A 16373-nucleotide genomic window follows, 5' to 3' on the forward strand; every position below is an offset into this window, starting at 1 on the left:
CGATGTCTCATGCCTCTTTGAGCAATCCTTTGGCGCTTTTAAACCAGGCTTTAAAAGAAGGCCGGCAAATCATGATCTATGGCGCTGGCAGTCAAGGGCGTGGTTTGCTGCGGGCCCTGCGTGAAAATGGCTTGGATGCCGTGGCCTTTATTGACCGCAACCCTGATATTCAGGGCAAAATTCTCAGTGGTATTCCCGTTCAGGGCCTGTCTGTACTCGAACCCCCCGAAGCCAAAGCCGAATTGATGGTCTTGGTGGCCGCTTTTTTCTTTGAGCGTGAAGTGGCTGATTATCTTGAAGGCATTGGTTTTGAGCAGAATAAAAACTTTATTCTTTACAGCACGCTCAAACCCCGTGATTATGTGGTGGAAATTGTCGATGTCTGCAATCTGCGCTGTATTTCCTGCCCGCGGGCAGATCGTGCTCCGGGCCGGGCCAGCAATAAAATGATGGATTTGGAGACCTTTAAACAGGTCATTGCCAAAATCAGACGCGAAGAGCCTTTTGTTGGCAATATTCAGCTTTATCAGTGGGGAGAACCCACCCTTAATAAGCAGCTGCCTGAGATGATTTGTCATGCGCGTGAAAACGGCATTCTTTGCTCGCTTTCGAGCAATCTCAATTATGTGGCTGATTTTAAAGCACTGATTGAAGCCCGACCAGAATGCCTGCGTTTGTCTGCGTCAGGTACTGAAGCCAATTATGAAATTACACATACCGGTGGCAAATGGAAAAATTTCCTTGCCAATGTCGAGACTATTGGCTGGTTGCGCCGTGAAATTCATCCTGAGATGAAAGTAGAGCTCTATTACCACCGCTATAAGCACAGCCTGGGTGAGCAGCAGCAGCAGTTTATTGCTGATTTGTGCAAACGCCTGGATTTTGAGTTTCACCCTGTGCCCGCTTATATTATTTCGCTTGACGATGTTTTGGCCTATTGTGAGGGGACACCTTTGCCCCCCAGTGCTCAAGAGGCCCGGAAACATCTGGTGATTGATCTGGATGAGGGGTTGGCCTATGCCCGTCAGGAGGCCGACCTGGAATGTGATTCCTTGCGCGTGATTCAGGTCAATGCCGACCTTTCGATGTCAGCCTGCATGATGTTTTACAATGCGGAAAACAATACGATTACCGACAATTACCTTGAACATTCCCTGCCTGAAATTATTGAAGAGCGCGAAAAAGTTCTTTTTTGTGAGCGCTGTAAAAAACAGGGCATGCACCGCTATTGTGCAACCTACGCCAAATTGAGTGAGCGGATACGCTATTGAAAACTTCCTTGCCCAGGGTTTTGCATCTGCTGCCCCATACCGGGGGAGGGGTGGGGACGGTTCTCAGGGCTTTTTTTAAAGCCGAAATGGAGACGGGGCGTTATACGCATTCGGTTATTACCTTTGAAACCATCAATGAGGCCAGCAAAACCTGTTTTAAACAATTGAATATGGCTTGGCTGGAAACGGCTGATGATGCCGCAATTGCAGCGGGAATCGAAGCCGCCGAGCTTGTGGTTTTGCACTGGTGGAACCACCCGCAATGGATGCGGATATTGTCTCAAGGTCTGCCTGCCTGTCGTTTGGCGATTTGGTCTCACGTCAATGGCTTTCATACGCCCCAAGCCTTTTTCCCTGAACTCTTTGATTTCCCCGATCGCTTTGTCTTTGCGACACCGGCTTCGTTTGAGGCCCCCGTGGTCAAAGCCTTGACGCCTGCCCAGGCCTCTCAATTGGCCGTGATTGTCAGCAATTCTGGGGTGCCCCCCGGAGCTGATAAATTTTGTCATAAAACCAGTCCCTTTCAGGCCGGTTATATTGGTACGGTTGAACCGGCTAAAATGCATCCTGAATTTCTGAGCATGTGCGCCCGCGCCCAATTGGCTTTGCCCTGTCTGGTGGCAGGCGGGCCTGCACATCAGGCTTTACAGGCCAAAGCCGAGCAAAGTGGGCTGGCGCAGCAATTTAAGATTTTGGGGCCTTTGTCTGATCCCTATGCTTTTTTTCAAGGTTTGCATGTTTTGACCTATCCGCTTGTGCCCGAGCATTATGGTACAGGAGAACAGGTCTTGATCGAAGCCATGGCCTATGGGGCTGTGCCCTTGGTTTTGGCCCATCCACCTGAAAAAGCTTTGATTCAGAACATGGAAACCGGCATTTTGGCGGAGAGTCCTGAGGCGTTTTCAGAGGCCCTGCGTTTCTTGGCTGAGCATCCCGCCGAGCGCGAACGCATGGCTTTGGCGGGGCATCGCTTTGTGCTTGAAAATTGCCCGATTGAAAAAACGCAGAGCCAGTTTCATCAGCTTTTTGAAACCTTGCTGGGCTTGTCGAAACAGTCTCGAAAATTGGCCTTGCCTGAGTTTAATGGCGTTGAAAGGGGCAGCCCGTTTCATCTCTATTTAACCGCTTGTGGAGACTCGCCTGAGCGTTCTGCGGCTTTGGATTTTTTGGCTGAAAAGGATGAGCCTGAAAAAGTTTGGCCTCCATCTTTTGTCTATTTAACCCGTGGCTCACCTGTGCATTATTTAAACCTGCTGGGGGCAGATCCTGTGCTGGAAAGAATGCGCGATCGCTTTGTGTCGAGGCCCGAATTGGCTTCGTTTGGTGCGAGATCCTGAATCTGATATGATGAAGACTGATTTCGTAAAACATCACAGCTCGGAGATCCCCTTCATGGATGACCATCCTGATTTTCTTGCGGCACGCCGTCAGCGCATCGCAGATTATGCCCAGAATCAAAAGCTTTTGACTGCAGCCGATACGTTTTTGGTAGAGAGCATCGATGCTTCCTATTCCTATAATTTTGATTGGTTGGGCTTGCCGATTATTCAGTATCCCCAGGATTTGGTGGTTCTTCAGGAGCTGATTTGGCGGATACGCCCCGACTGTATTATTGAAACAGGTGTCGCCCGAGGCGGGTCTTTGGTTTTTTATGCCTCCATGCTTGAACTCTTGGGGCAAAAGGGCAAGGTCATTGGCATCGATATTGATATTCGAGAGCACAATAAAAAACGCATTTTAGAACATCCTCTGGCGCGTCGGATTCAGATGGTCGAGGGTTCCAGTATTGATGCGGAAACACTTGAGCAGGTACGCGGTTTGGTCGGAAACGCCCAAAAAATTATGGTCTGTCTGGATTCCAACCACACCCATGAACATGTCCTCAAAGAGCTCGAACTCTATGCGCCCTTTGTCAGCCCTGGCTCCTATTGCGTGGTCTTTGATACGATTATTGAAATGATGCCCTCGGGCTATTATCAAGATCGTCCCTGGAATAAGGGGAATAGCCCTGACAGCGCGATTCAGACCTATTTGCAGGCTTTAAATGCTTCTGATGCACGGGGCGTGGATCAGGCGCCGCTTTCTTTTGAGATCGATCAGGCGATTGATGCGCAAATACTCGTCAGTGTCTGCCGTGGGGGGTATTTACGCCGACGCTCCGTCTCTTCACCGGAAATGCCTGAGTAAAACCTATGCTGGCAACACGTCTTTCCTACCGAGCTTGTCCCGTCTGTGAACAACATCAAACCCAGCTTTTGGGGCATTTGAATTATGCCCTTTTTGATGATTTGGATTTGCCGATTAGGAAAAGTGCCAGCGGCTGTTTAAACTGTGGCATGATTTTTGATGATTTGGAGCTGACAGAGCGTCAGTTGGCCCATTACTATGCGCAAAATGAGCACTATGCGCTTGCCGTTCAAGGCGGTGCAGGGGGCTACAGTGACGCCAATCAGGCCCGTTACCAACGGATTTTAACCGCGCTTGAACCTCTTTCTCAGGGCGCGATTCTTGATTTCGGCTGTGGTCAAGGCGGTTTTGTCCGCTATTGCCAGGCACAGGGCTATCATGCGATTGGGCTGGAGCCTTCTTTGAGCAGCCGCCAGGTCGGGCAGACCTCTGAACTGCAAATTTTTGCCTCGCTTGAAGATATTCAAAAGGCCTATTCAGGGGCTGCCATTGGCGCGGTGGTCATGTCGCATGTGCTTGAGCATTTATTGCATCCCCTTGAGCAATTGCAGCAATTGTCCCAATGGGCGACTCAGGCCCGATTTTATCTGGAAGTGCCTGATGCCACAGCCTATCTGAGCCGTGAAACCATGCGTTGGAATGAATTGTATTTTGAACATATTGCCCATTTTTCTCCCTTTCACTTGGCCTTGTTGGCCCAACGTGCTGGTTTGCAAGTTCAGACAGAAGGAATCGTGCCCTTTTCTGAAATTCAGGCTGAATCGCAATGCGCTTATTTGGTTGCTCAAGCGCTTGAGCCGAACAGGCTTGAATCGGAAACGATTGAAATTGTGAAACATCTGAATTGGCCTGCTGAAATACTTCAGGTGCCAGAGCCTGAGCTTTCGGCGGGGCGTCCTGTCGTTTTGTGGGGGCTTTCGCAGTATGCTCTCTTGCTTTTGGGCAGTTGTCCCGGCCTAAGTGCTGTCAGCCGTTTGTTTGACAGTTCCCCAGCCAAGCAGGGCAGGCGTATTCGGGGCCTTGAAATCGAGCCGCCGGAGCGGATTGCTGCTTTACCCGCAGAGACTTTGCTTGTTTTGCCTTTTTCCCTCAGTCAGCAACAGATGAAGCGGATTTTGAAACAGGACTATTCCTTTGCGGGGGAAGTGCTTGAGGTTTGAGTGGGCTTTTGGGAAAATGCCCGGATGGATTTTGACGTGTGTGCTTAAATAGATTGAAGACAAAGGAATAAATTTTGTGAAAACGTTGAATTTGCCAGAGGTTGAAGAGAAATGCTTCGAGCGTTTGGTGCGTCTGATTGGGAGGCTCAATCTTTCTCATCCCCTGATCTTTGACGTGGGGGCCAATATCGGGCAAAGCATTGATAAATTCAGAGGCGCGTGGCCTGATGCTTCGATTCATTGTTTTGAAGCAAACCCTTCTGTTTTTCAATACCTGCACACCCAATACGCCGCTGAAAAAGATCTGTATTTTAACCCCGTTGCTTTGTCTGAGCGTATCGGTGAACTTTCTTTCTTCGCGACACGGGTGGCTGAAGTCTCTTCGCTTTTATCACCCACCCAGCGCATGCAGAATCTGAGCGTTGAGCATAAATATGATTATGAAGAAATTACCGTTCCCTCAGAAACCTTGGACCATTACTGTGAAACCCAGCATATTTCCCGGATTGACCTGCTTAAAATAGATGTGCAGGGCGCTGAACTCTCAGTACTTAAAGGCGCGCAGGGCTTGCTTTCAGCTGGAGCTGTCTCGATGATTTATTTAGAGACTACATTTGCAGACTGTTATGAAAATCAAACCCTGTTTACGGATTTATTGGTGTATTTGTCTCAGGTTGGTGAAGGCTATGAACTTTGGGATATTGCGCCTTTTCTCTATACCGGGCGCGATCAGCTCTGGGCTGCAAATTCTATTTTTCTTTCCAAATCCATTGCTGGAGAACTTTTGAAGTAGGCTGAAACATGAATAAAAACGAAACTTCTTACTGGCCCGAAATTCAAGCCTGGGTAGACTCCCTGCAAACGGATTATCAGCAGATAGCCAATTTAGCGTCTGGGGGTCTGGCGCTTTTTGGCGCAGGCTCCGTGGGGCATGATGCTGTCAATTATTTGCTTTCACGCAAAATTCCAGTGCAGTGTTTTATTGACAATGCCCCTGAAAAGCAGGGCACTGAGATCCAGGGAGTGCCTGTGGTGGCCTTGCAGGACCCGGAGGCTGCTTCAGCGGCTTTTATTCTGATCACGACCAAGACCCTGCCTCAAGAAGTGCGCCTGCAATTGGAAAAACAAGAACGTCATTTTATGACCTTTAATGCCTTTTATGTCATGGATAATTTTGCGCGTTATACGCGCTTGCGCGATCAGGTCTTTCAAGATCAGGGGTCTCAGGTCACCCTGGCAGGTCTGATGATGGCCATGCTCAGTAATTCCACGCAATATTGCGCGGAAATTATGGATTATAATCAGTATTTCTGTTTGCCCCATTTTCTCAATACAGACGATACCTTTGTGGATGCCGGCGCCTTTGTCGGCGATACCGCTGAAAAGTATATCTGGCACAATACGGGCATGTTCCGCCATTTGTATTTGTTTGAGCCAGGGCCGAAACAGTTTCAGGCTCTGGAAACGCGAATGAAGCGATTGGTCGCTGAATGGGCCCTTGAACCCCATAAAATTTCGATGGTCAAGGCGGGTCTTTCGAACGCCGATGGTTGGGCCTCTTTTTCTTCTCATCAGATCAAACCCGCTGCGTCTACTTTTAGCTCGCACCAGATGTTAGATTCTGAAACCCTCGACAATGTGCAGATTTACAGCTTGGACTCCTATTTTGAACAGCATCCGCCGGCTTCACCTGTCAGTTTTATTAAAACAGATACCGAAGGAATGGAGCTGATGCTTTTGGATGGTGCCAAGCAAACGATTTTGAAATACAAACCCAAATTGGCTTTGAGCACCTACCATCGGATTGGGGATCTGTTTGCGATTACTGAAAAAATAAAGACCTGGGTGCCTGAATACCAAGTGGCACTGCGCCATCATTCCCCTAATTTGGCTGAAACGGTGCTTTATTTTTGGATTTGAATTTAAAAATTGAAATGACTTATGTCTTGAGCTGTTCTTTTGAATATATCTAAAATTATGGGCGAAAGATTAATCATTTTTACATGTTATAATAAGCAGATTCGCAATGAATCCAAAACAGAGAAGGATGTTGATCTATGACTGTTCAAACCCCCGATAAACCCTCTACAAAAACCTTGAATTATCTGTTGGTAATGCCGCGTTTGGTAAGAAGTGTAAAGGACAGTTATGGTTTTCCCTTGGGCATTGCCTATGTTTCTGCCAGCATGAAAAAAGCCGGACTCAATGTCAGTACATTGAATCTGAATCAAAGCGATGGCAAAGTGTATGATCTGCTGAAAGAAAAAATTGAAGCGGATCAGATTGATGTGGTTTTGACAGGGGGGCTTTCCGCTGAATACTGTATGATTCGTACGGTGATTGAGAGTGCAAAGCATATCAACCCCAAAATTTATACGGTGGTTGGGGGCGGGATCATCACCAGTGATCCTGAAACTGCGATGGAAGCCCTTGAATACGCTGATTTTGGCGTGATTGGAGAGGGGGAATTGACCAGCGTTGAATTGGGGCGCACCCTCGAAAATTGGGGGGACTTTGGCAGCGTCGATGGTTTGATTTATAAATCAGGTTCTTTTCCCAGCAGTACTGAATTAAAGCCTCTTTTCGCCGAGTCGAAATTTGTCAGAACCAAAGATCGCAAAGTGATTGATGATTTGGATTCAATTCCCTGGCCCGATTATGAAGGTTTCGAAATGGAAAAATACCTGGCGGCTACGCTGGGCACCTTTGGTTTTAATGGTACAAATACCCTCTCGATGGTCACCTGCCGTTCCTGCCCATTTGGCTGTACCTTCTGTTTTCATACCGTAGGTAGAAAACACCGTACCCGTTCTTTGGATGATTTTTTCAAGGAATTGGATTACTATGTTTCAAAATACAAGATCAACAGTTTGGCTCTGTCTGATGACCTTTTTGGGATTCAGTTTGAACGTCTGAAAGAGTTCTGTGAGCGCATCAAGGATTATAATATCAGCTGGTTAGGCGCTTTTCGTCTGAACCAGGTCAACCCAGAAATGTTGGCTTTGCTGAAAGAAAGCAATTGTGCGATTATGGGCTTTGGCCTTGAAAGTGCCGACAACCGTATTCTCAAAAGCATGAAAAAAGGCATTACGATTGAGCAGGCGGAAGAAAGTCTGAAGATGGTTTATGATTCAGGCATTTCAATTTCTGCGGGTCTGATCATTGGCGATATTGAAGAAACGCTTGAAACTGCCAATGTCTCTTTTCAATGGTGGAAAGAGCATCCTGAGTACTGTCTGCCGGTACGTTTGATCACCCCCTATCCTGGTGCGATGATCTATCACTATGCCTGTAATACGGGCTTAATCAAGGACAAGGTGCAATATCTGCGCGATGGCTGTCCGCAAATTAATATTTCGAAAATGACAGATAAAGAGTTTCAGGATTTTACCCGGCAAATTATGGAAGCGGCGGTAGAGGGGATTCTTCCTCTTTCATCCTTTGAAATGTCGAAGATTGATGATGAAAGTGGCTGTATTGATCTGAACGGCACCTGCAGTAAATGTGGGCATGAAAATCAATGGGAAAAGGTGCGCCTGTTTAAGATTACCTTTGTTTCCTGCCACCAATGTGGACAGCAGTTTTTTCCCCCTCTTAATGCGGATATTCGACAGAATATTGATCGAAATGTTCAGAAAATTATTGATAGATACGGCAAGGTGGGGGTTTGGGGCATGACCATTCATGCCATTGATGTCTTTTCAACCTCGGATGTTTTGAAGGCTCAAGAGATTTACCCGATTGATATCTGCAGCAGCAAGCAGCACGATAATTTCTTCGGCAAACAGATTCATGCACCCCATATTATTGCGCAGGAAGATATTCAGACGGTGATTATTTCGGCACCCAATCATATCGGCTATATTGAATCTCAGATTGAGACCAATTATCGCCATGTTACCAAGGTGATCGATATTTCCAATCTGATCGGCACTTCCTTCGACTTTTTAGGGCCAGAACTGCCGCAAATGTTGCCCAATCCCAACCATGTTTTACATTTGGAGCAGCAGGCTCTATTGAGGGGACGTGCTGAATCCCGTTAGTTCTTTTTTGCTTCCAGGCGGGCCCGAAAGGGCCTCCTGGGGAATTTTGGATAAATCAGATAAATAGATCTGATTTAAATTCAGACTAGCTTGTCTGTTTTTGGCGAGAATATGCTACAATTCCATCTTATAGGGGCCCCGCCCCTGACTTCTGTTTTACATGATCCTGATATGTTCGACGCTTTTAGCTAAGAAGGGAAATGAAAATGAATATACTTTTGGTAAGCTGTAAAAAACTAGACTGGATGCAGGATTCGAAGGGTACAATCCCCTTGGCCTCGCTTTATCTTGCCGGTTCTTTACGTGCTGCTGGTTTTAATCCGATTATTGTGGACTTAAACCTTCATCCTGTGCAAGAGGGCATGAGCATTGACGAATCCGATTTTCAGGTTCTGCAGAAGTATATTCATGAGACAGACCCCCTCATGGTGGGCTTTAATTGTTTTGTCAGCCAGCATTTCCCTTTTATTATGAAAGCCTCTGACCATATCAAATCCTATAATAGCAAGGTGCATATTACCACTGGGGGATCTCACCCCTCCTTGTTCCCCTCTGAAATTATTCAAAATTGCCCCAGCATTGATTCCGTGGCGATTGGAGAAGCCGAAGAGCAAATCGTGGCGATGGCCCAGGCTCTGGCTGCGGATGATACGACCCGCTTCTCAGGCATTCAGGCTTTGGCCTACCGTGTGGATGGGCAGGTGGTCAAAAATCCGCGTGTGAACTATATCTCCGATTTGGATTCGATTCCCCAGGCTGCTTGGGATTTAATCAATCTCGAAGACTATTATGCGGATCATACGGGTTGGCACAACCCCAAAAATCTTGAGATCAAAGTTTCAATCCCCATCCCAACTTCCCGTTCCTGCCCCTTTTCCTGTAATTTCTGTGCCTGCCATGCCACCATGGGCAGAATGTTCCGGCGTCGTTCCCCCAAGAAGGTGGTCGATGAAATGGAATATCTCTACAAAGAATTTGGTATGAACTATTTTGGTTTTATTGACGATATTGTCAATCTGAACAAAGAGCATTTAATTGGAATCTGTGATGAGATTCTTGCCCGCAAGATGGATATTCAATTTGAACCCACCTGCGGCTTGTACCTGGCCCGAGTAGACGAAGACATTGCTGTGGCCATGGCGCGTGCGGGCTGTACCTTTGCCCGTCTGCCGATTGAGTCAGGCAGTGACTATATGCGCACCAAGATTATTGGCAAGAAACTTCCGCGCGAGAATATTTTCTATGCTAAAAAAGTGCTCAAGGACAATGGCATTCGCGTCAGCACGATGTCGATTATGGGTTTTCCCGAAGACACACCTGAAACGCTGCAGGAAACCTACGATCTCTTGCTTGAACTCAATGCCGATCTGAATTATGTCTTTAATTTGATTCCCATGCCGGGTTCGCGTGTCTTTGATCAGGCCCTTGAAGAAAATCTTCTCTTGAGCCATTTTGATGCCACCAATCTGTGGCGTGGTGATGTGGAGTTGGATCCTGTTCAAAGTGAGCAGCAGTACCACCTTAAACCACGGAATATGACGCTTGACGAATTGGATGTTTTCCGTGAAAAGTTCAATAAGATTCGGATTATGAATCCTGAGTTAAGAGAGCAACTTTTCAAAGAGAATTCGATTAAAAATCTGCCTTCCCACGCTCTTAAGATGCAAGAGGGCATGTTGATTCAAGCGGGACGTTAAACGTCTTTTTCGATTGGCCCAAGTCTTCTCAATAACGAAGGCTTGGGCTTTTGTATTGGTAAGCGGCTTCGGGGTCGGAGCTAAACAGGCTTGCCTTTTGGGGATGGCAAAGCGGCAGGAATTCGGATTTTAAACGCAGATATTGTGCCCAGGTTTTTTGACTGGTTTGAATCTGTTGTTCCAGGCCCTTTGGATCGGGCAGAGAGAAGAGCGTCTGTTTGAATTTTTCAAGATTTCTTTCAATTTGTTCACGCATGAAATGCTCGGCGCTGCTCAGCGGAAAGCTGTTTGAGCCAAAAAGTGCGCTATAGTCTTTGATGATTTCTTCGAGTACCACCAGAAGATAATAGCTCATGCTGGCATCATGAATAAAAGTGGATTGTCCGTGCAGGGTGATAAAGGAGAGCGATTCGCTGACATATCCCACCTCAAAGAGCGCAGGCAATTTGACGCCAAGAATAAAATCAAAGGCTGCGTATTCTGAGCCGGGGGCCACATAGGGGTCTGCCGCAACAATGCGTTTAAGAACTTGTTTGCGAATCAAATGGTGCTCTGAAAACATGCTGGCGACCAAGGCCCTTTGCAGTTCAATTCGGGGCTCTACACGGCAGGCTTGGGGATAGAGTGGGCCATAGGCTTGCAAGGGCTTTTCATGAATATCCACATTTTGATAACTGCCAAAAACTTTGGCCACCCAGGGATGGGCTTGCAGATAGTTCACCAGGGTTTCAAGATAATGGGGGGCATACCAATCGTCGTCAGAGACGATTGCCAGCAATTCGGTGGGGCATTCCTGACAAAATTTTTGCCAGATCTCTTGCAGACCCAGCATGCCCTGATTCTGTTCCAAACGCTGAAAGTGAATCCGCGCATCTTGTTGGGCCATCTTTTCGCAGTAGCCTGTGGTTGAATCACTGGAGCCGTGGTCGATCAGCGCCAGGCGCCAATGGGGGTAGGTCTGCGCCAGGATGCTCTCTAGGGTGCGTTTGAGCCAATCGGGGCGGTTATAGGTGATCACCAGGAGCGTTACTTCCCAGTCTTGTACGGGCGGTAAAATTTCGAGATGTTGCTGATTGGCTTGAAGATAAAAAGGATAGAGGGTTTGGAAAAAGACAGGAGCCTTTGCCAGGTTTTGGGCTTCAAGGGGATAGACACGCTTAAATAAAAGCAAGAGCATATGCAGATGCCAGGCCTGGGGGGTTGCTAACAGTTCTGGAATGAGTGGTTCAAATAAAACACTGTGAGTTTGTAGGCCACGTTCCCGCCAAAGCTGCATATCCTGTAAACAACGGTAGAGTGCACCAGCAGAACTTTTCCAGAGATCCTGCAGGGTTTCTGGTTCTGCTTGTTTCCAGGTTTCTACACAGTTCTTGAGCAGTTCTTCTGCCTTTTCATCGTGCCAGATTTCAGCGGGTTGGGCAGTCTGAGGGGGTTGGTTGTGCTGAAGTGAGGCGTTTATTTGAGACAGGCTCTTTAAGCCTGCGTTTTGTTTTTGTGAAAGTGGGTCACTCAGCAGAATTTGTACGGTTTCTTGGCCTTGAAGAAGGGGTTCCGTTTTCTCAGTTGGATTGTATGCAAACACTTCTACAGGACAGATAAAGGGCTGATCGGCTTGGTAGCCTCCGTTTAAATAGGCATAGTATTGGTAGGCATTTTGAAGATCCCGCGCTAAATCTGGGTTGGCTTCTGTCTCTTTGGGCAGCAGTAGGATTTGCAGTTTGTGTTCAAAGGCTTCCCGACTCAGATGCCAGAGCAGACTTTGTAACGCGGCAGTGTTTTCTTCTGCCAATAAAATTTGAGTGGTTTTTAAAGGGGGGGAGTGGTTCATGTCTCTCGGCCTTCGTGCTTATGATCGGTGGAAACGTGCAGGAAGCTATTTATTGCGCTGTTTTCGATTTGATCAGGGCTTCCAGGATGGTGTGCAGGATAATGGCATGCATCAATTCCACGTCTTTATAACTTTGGGATTCCACATAAAAACGCACGTCTCCCAGTTGGCGCAGCGGGTTCTCAGGTTTAAATCCGCTCAGGCTGATCAGGGGGTAACCATTGGCTATTGCCCATTCTGCACAATTCAAAATATTGCGTGAGGCACCCGAAGAAGAAATCAGAATCAGAGTATCCCCAGGCAGGGCAAAATTTTGCAGCCAGCGTTGAAAGGCGTTTTCCCAACCAAAGTCATTGGCAAAACAGCTCATAAAAGCAGCATCAGAAAAACAAAGCGTGGGCTTGAAATTATTGGTATAGTCTTCCGCCATATGGCTGGCGACTCCGTTAGAACCGCCATTGCCCAAAATAATCAATTTGCCGGGGGTTTTGCGGATCAGATCGGCTGCTGCTTGCAGTTCATCGCTTCGAATGGCTTGAATCAGGTCGATCAGGCTTTTGAGTTCAGCTTGAAAAATTTCTTTCATTTGGATAAGTATTTAAACCAATCTTGAGTTGCTTCTTGAATGGAATCGGGTTTCCAGACCGGTGCCTCACGCCAGAAATCAATCTGATTCAGCATGGTCTGCACACCTGCTTCAAAGGAATACTGGGGGTGATAGCCCAGTAATTTTTGGGCCTTTGCAATCTCTACAAAGGTAATATCGGGTTCCCCTGGGCGTTTGGGCACATGCACGGTGCCCACCGGCTTTAAAAGTTCAGCCAGATAATTGATGCTGTAGTGATTGCCCGAGCCGATATTGATAATTTCAGCCAAAACTTCAGATTGAGCTGCGAGCTGGAAGGCCTGAACCACGTCTGAAACATAGGTAAAATCGCGGCTTTGTTGGCCGTCGCCGACAATGGTCAGGGGTTGCTGGTTGGCGATTTGCGCTAGAAAAACGCCAAAAACTGCGCCATAGCCTGTATCTGTGCGGCTGCGGGGGCCAAAAACATTGGTCAGGCGCAGGCTGAGCCAAGGCAGGTTATAGACCAGGCCCCAGTGTTTAACCAATTCTTCGCCCTGCCATTTTGTAAAGGCGTAAGGGTATTCGGGTTTAATCGGTGCATCTTCAAGGGTTGGATAGGTCTCTGGAATACCATAACAACTGCCCGAAGCGGCATAGACAAATTTTTCGAGGCCGTCTATGCGACGGGCCAGTTCCAACAATCTGACCGTGCCGCTGACATTGCTGTCGAAATAATCCAGCGGGTCTTTAATTGAGGGCACGATCGAGGCCAAGGCCCCCAGGTGAAAAATATAACGTGCGCCCTGCAGTTGGGGGAGATCCTCCAGGCTGAGGTCTTGCAGGCTTTTCTCAAGCAATTGTGCCTGGGGGTTCAGATTTTGGCGCAGGCCTGTGGATAAATTGTCGATCACGAGCACTTCTGCACCCTGAGCGATCCAGGCATCTGTTAAATGGCTGCCAATAAAGCCGCAGCCGCCGGTGACGATTACTTTCATCTTTTAAATTACCTTCTTTGCACTTTCGATCAGCATGCCCGGTTCAATTGAATATTTATTACAGAGCCACTGGGTATTCATGGCCCCTGCCAAGCTGCCCAAAAGCAGGGTTTTTTCGGGCGGGTAATTGAGGTAGCCCGCCAGTGCTGCCAGACTAAAAAAGGCATCGCCAGCCCCAATCGGGTCGACAATTTGCGCTGAAAGGGCCGGGAAAGAATGAATCGCTTCGCCATTGTAGTGAAAGGCGCCATCGGTTCCTCGTGTCACCAGCAGTTGATCAAAGCTGATATATTTTTGAATTTCTTTGAGATGGTGCTCCCAGTTGACGGGCTCATTGAGGTTGAGGCAGAGCATCATTTCTTTGGTGTCGATGCAGTAAAGATGGGCTTGGGGATATTTATCTATGCGGTTAAAGCCCAAATTACTGGAATTGGTTTGTGCCATCACGGCTAAGAAACTGTGGGTTAATCCGCTCAAGCGGGCCGCACATTGGCGCGAAATCATCTGGTGGCCAAAATCTGCGATAATCACCACATCATAGTCTTCAAGATCAATACTGTTTTCATAGCCTTCGGGTAAATGGTAGCGTTTGACCTCAAATATCTTGGTATTGAGGTTGGGGTCATACAGGCGTTCTTTGATGATATGGCCCTGGGTATAGAAACGATGGTGAATGCGTTCATCCAGCGGCAGCTCACATACAGAGCGGAAATCTGGGGTGATCAGATCGAGTTGTTTGACAAAACCCGCCAGGTGACTGGCGATGACATAGGCTCCGCCTAACTGATCCTGAGAGCTTCCTTTGACCAAGGCCGTGGGACAGGTGGATTTGTTCGAGACTCCCTCAGCGGTTACAGGGGTCCAGCGGTCGATGATGGTTTCGCCAATCACACAGACCTTCAGCTCTGAAACATCGTGAATAAAGCTCAGGATATCTGCCAGGCGAAAATCATACGCCTCGGAGATATCTTTAAAGGGGCCGTTGCTGGCCTTGAGCTTGGTGGCTGAGAAATGTATTTCATCATCGGTAAAGACCAATTGCCCACCAACAGACTCTACTGCTGTTTTTTCGCGGTAGATATCGCCCGAGGGATCCAGTTCGAGTTCTTCGTATTCTTTGCCTTTGACGTAAAAGCTGGGTTTTACTTCTAAAATCGCTGTTTCGGCAGTGCGGTCGCGCACCACGATGACCTGATCTACAAAGGAGAGGCTTTCCAGAGCATGTTTGCGAATTTCTGCCGAAAAACGCAATTTGCGTTTTGCGAAATCTTCATGGGTAATCGAGACAATGAGTTTTGTTCCGAGAGCCTTGGCTTTTTCAAGGTGGTAGATATGGCCTGTGTGGAGCACATCAAAACAACCGTGACACAGGACTATTTGTTCATTCATGAAAATTCCACTGCTGAGATTTGATCTTTGAAATGTTTGAACATCTTTTGATTCTACAATTCTGGCGTATTATATCATTTTTAGGATTGAGAAATCAGGATACAGGAGTCCGAGCATGCTTTGTCTGAATCGCTCTCTGCTTACGGCTGCCCCGTGTCTGTGGGACATGCTATAATTCCTGGCAAGCTTAAATATACTTTAAGATTTTAATTCTGCGCAGATTAAAGGGAAAACACCCATGAATATTCTCATTGCCGGTGGGACAGGTTCATTCGGTACGGCATTTATTGAACATCTTCAGTCTATCCGGTATCAGGGTAAAGTTCGGGTGATGAGCCGTGATGAAGCCAAGCAAGTGGGCATGGAGTCCCGCTACCCCCATTTAAAACTTGAAACTTTTATCGGTGACGTGCGTGACCCGGATGCCTATTCAGCGGCAGCCCGCGATATGGATGTGGTGGTGCATGCTGCCGCTTTGAAGCATGTGCCGGTGGGAGAGTTGTTTACCGAAGAGTGTATTAAAACCAATACCTTGGGTGTCAGCAATCTGGTCAAGGCCTGTCAGGCCAATCAGGTGAAAAAAGCGATTTATCTCAGCACTGACAAAGCCGTTTACCCGATCAATGCCTATGGCATGGCCAAGGCTTTGGGTGAAAAAATCATGACCTCCAAGGCCAGCCGTGAGTGCGATACGATTTTTTGTACCACCCGATATGGCAATGTGATTGGTTCACGGGGCTCGATTCTGCCGCTTTTGCGTGAAAAAGTCCGCCGCAATGAAAAAATTCCGATCACGGATTTCAGCATGACCCGCTTTCTGATGAGCCTGGAACAGGCTGTTGCTTTGGTCAGCTACGCGATCGACAAGGGCACCGATGGTCAGATGTTCATTCAAAAAGTGGAAGCCAGTGATTTACGTACCTTGGTTGAAGCTTATTTGCAGCACTATCACCAGATCAGCCTCGATGAATATGGCTATATCGATATCGGGGTGCGTCCCGGCGAGAAGATCCATGAGGTTTTGGCCTCTCAGGAAGAACTGGCGCGCGCCACTTTTCTTTCTGATGAAAATCTGATCTGTGTGGAAGCCTATCACCAGAAGGAACTCTATCGAGGAACCTATGATACGCCTCTGCCGGTTTCAAGAGAACACGATTTTACCTCTGCCAGTGGCACGCTGCTGAACCTGGAGCAAGTCAAAGCGATTCTTCAAACCTGCCTGCTGGAGTAAATCC

At 47.6% G+C, this 16373-nt stretch carries 13 protein-coding genes; 9 read left to right on the forward strand and 4 right to left on the reverse strand.

The window, feature by feature from the left end; translation table 11 throughout:
- Positions 1–2: 2 nt before the first annotated feature.
- The 8 genes from COW20_23265 to COW20_23300 all read left to right on the forward strand — a co-directional run bounded on the left by COW20_23265 (position 3) and on the right by COW20_23300 (position 10358).
- Positions 3–1271: a hypothetical protein gene (locus tag COW20_23265; protein PIW44566.1), complete on the forward strand. Its 1269-nt coding sequence runs from the start codon at positions 3–5 to the stop codon at positions 1269–1271.
- Positions 1268–2608: a hypothetical protein gene (locus COW20_23270; protein PIW44567.1), complete on the forward strand. Its 1341-nt coding sequence runs from the start codon at positions 1268–1270 to the stop codon at positions 2606–2608. The genes COW20_23265 and COW20_23270 overlap by 4 nt, the downstream gene beginning before the upstream one ends.
- Positions 2609–2663: 55 nt before the next feature.
- Entirely contained in the window at positions 2664–3458 is a 795-nt protein-coding gene (locus tag COW20_23275) for a cephalosporin hydroxylase (GenBank protein PIW44700.1), read from the forward strand.
- A gap of 5 nt (positions 3459–3463) precedes the next feature.
- Entirely contained in the window at positions 3464–4618 is a 1155-nt protein-coding gene (locus COW20_23280) for a hypothetical protein (GenBank protein PIW44568.1), read from the forward strand.
- 52 nt (positions 4619–4670) lie between these two features.
- A complete protein-coding gene (locus COW20_23285) occupies positions 4671–5411 on the forward strand; it encodes a hypothetical protein (protein PIW44569.1) in 741 nt (246 codons plus the stop codon).
- An 8-nt stretch (positions 5412–5419) separates the two neighbouring features.
- Positions 5420–6538 (forward strand): hypothetical protein, encoded by a 1119-nt coding sequence (locus COW20_23290; protein PIW44570.1) that lies wholly within the window; start codon positions 5420–5422, stop codon positions 6536–6538.
- Between the two features lie 137 nt (positions 6539–6675).
- On the forward strand, positions 6676–8661 hold the full coding sequence (locus COW20_23295) for a hypothetical protein (GenBank protein PIW44571.1): 1986 nt from the start codon (positions 6676–6678) through the stop codon (positions 8659–8661).
- 200 nt (positions 8662–8861) lie between these two features.
- Positions 8862–10358, forward strand: a complete 1497-nt coding sequence (locus tag COW20_23300; protein PIW44572.1) for a hypothetical protein — start codon at positions 8862–8864, stop codon at positions 10356–10358.
- Between the two features lie 28 nt (positions 10359–10386).
- Here the strand turns inward: COW20_23300 and COW20_23305 are convergent, their stop codons facing one another.
- Genes COW20_23305 through COW20_23320 form a run of 4 tightly spaced genes read right to left on the reverse strand, consistent with a single transcriptional unit; the run spans position 10387 to position 15138 of the window.
- The gene (locus COW20_23305; GenBank protein ID PIW44573.1) at positions 10387–12186 is read right to left on the reverse strand and encodes a hypothetical protein; all 1800 of its coding nucleotides are present in this window, start codon (positions 12184–12186) and stop codon (positions 10387–10389) included.
- 49 nt (positions 12187–12235) lie between these two features.
- Positions 12236–12772, reverse strand: a complete 537-nt coding sequence (locus COW20_23310) for a phosphoheptose isomerase (protein ID PIW44574.1) — start codon at positions 12770–12772, stop codon at positions 12236–12238.
- Entirely contained in the window at positions 12769–13749 is a 981-nt protein-coding gene (locus COW20_23315) for an NAD-dependent dehydratase (GenBank protein PIW44575.1), read from the reverse strand. Before COW20_23315 ends, COW20_23310 begins: the two co-directional genes overlap by 4 nt.
- A 3-nt stretch (positions 13750–13752) precedes the next feature.
- On the reverse strand, positions 13753–15138 hold the full coding sequence (locus tag COW20_23320) for a hypothetical protein (GenBank protein ID PIW44576.1): 1386 nt from the start codon (positions 15136–15138) through the stop codon (positions 13753–13755).
- Positions 15139–15376: 238 nt separating this feature from the next.
- Between COW20_23320 and COW20_23325 the strand changes: the two genes are divergently transcribed.
- The gene (locus COW20_23325; GenBank protein PIW44577.1) at positions 15377–16369 is read left to right on the forward strand and encodes a UDP-glucose 4-epimerase; all 993 of its coding nucleotides are present in this window, start codon (positions 15377–15379) and stop codon (positions 16367–16369) included.
- The last annotated feature ends 4 nt before the right edge of the window (positions 16370–16373 follow it).

This window comes from bacterium (Candidatus Blackallbacteria) CG13_big_fil_rev_8_21_14_2_50_49_14, assembly GCA_002783405.1.
Lineage (GTDB): Bacteria > Cyanobacteriota > Sericytochromatia > UBA7694 > UBA7694.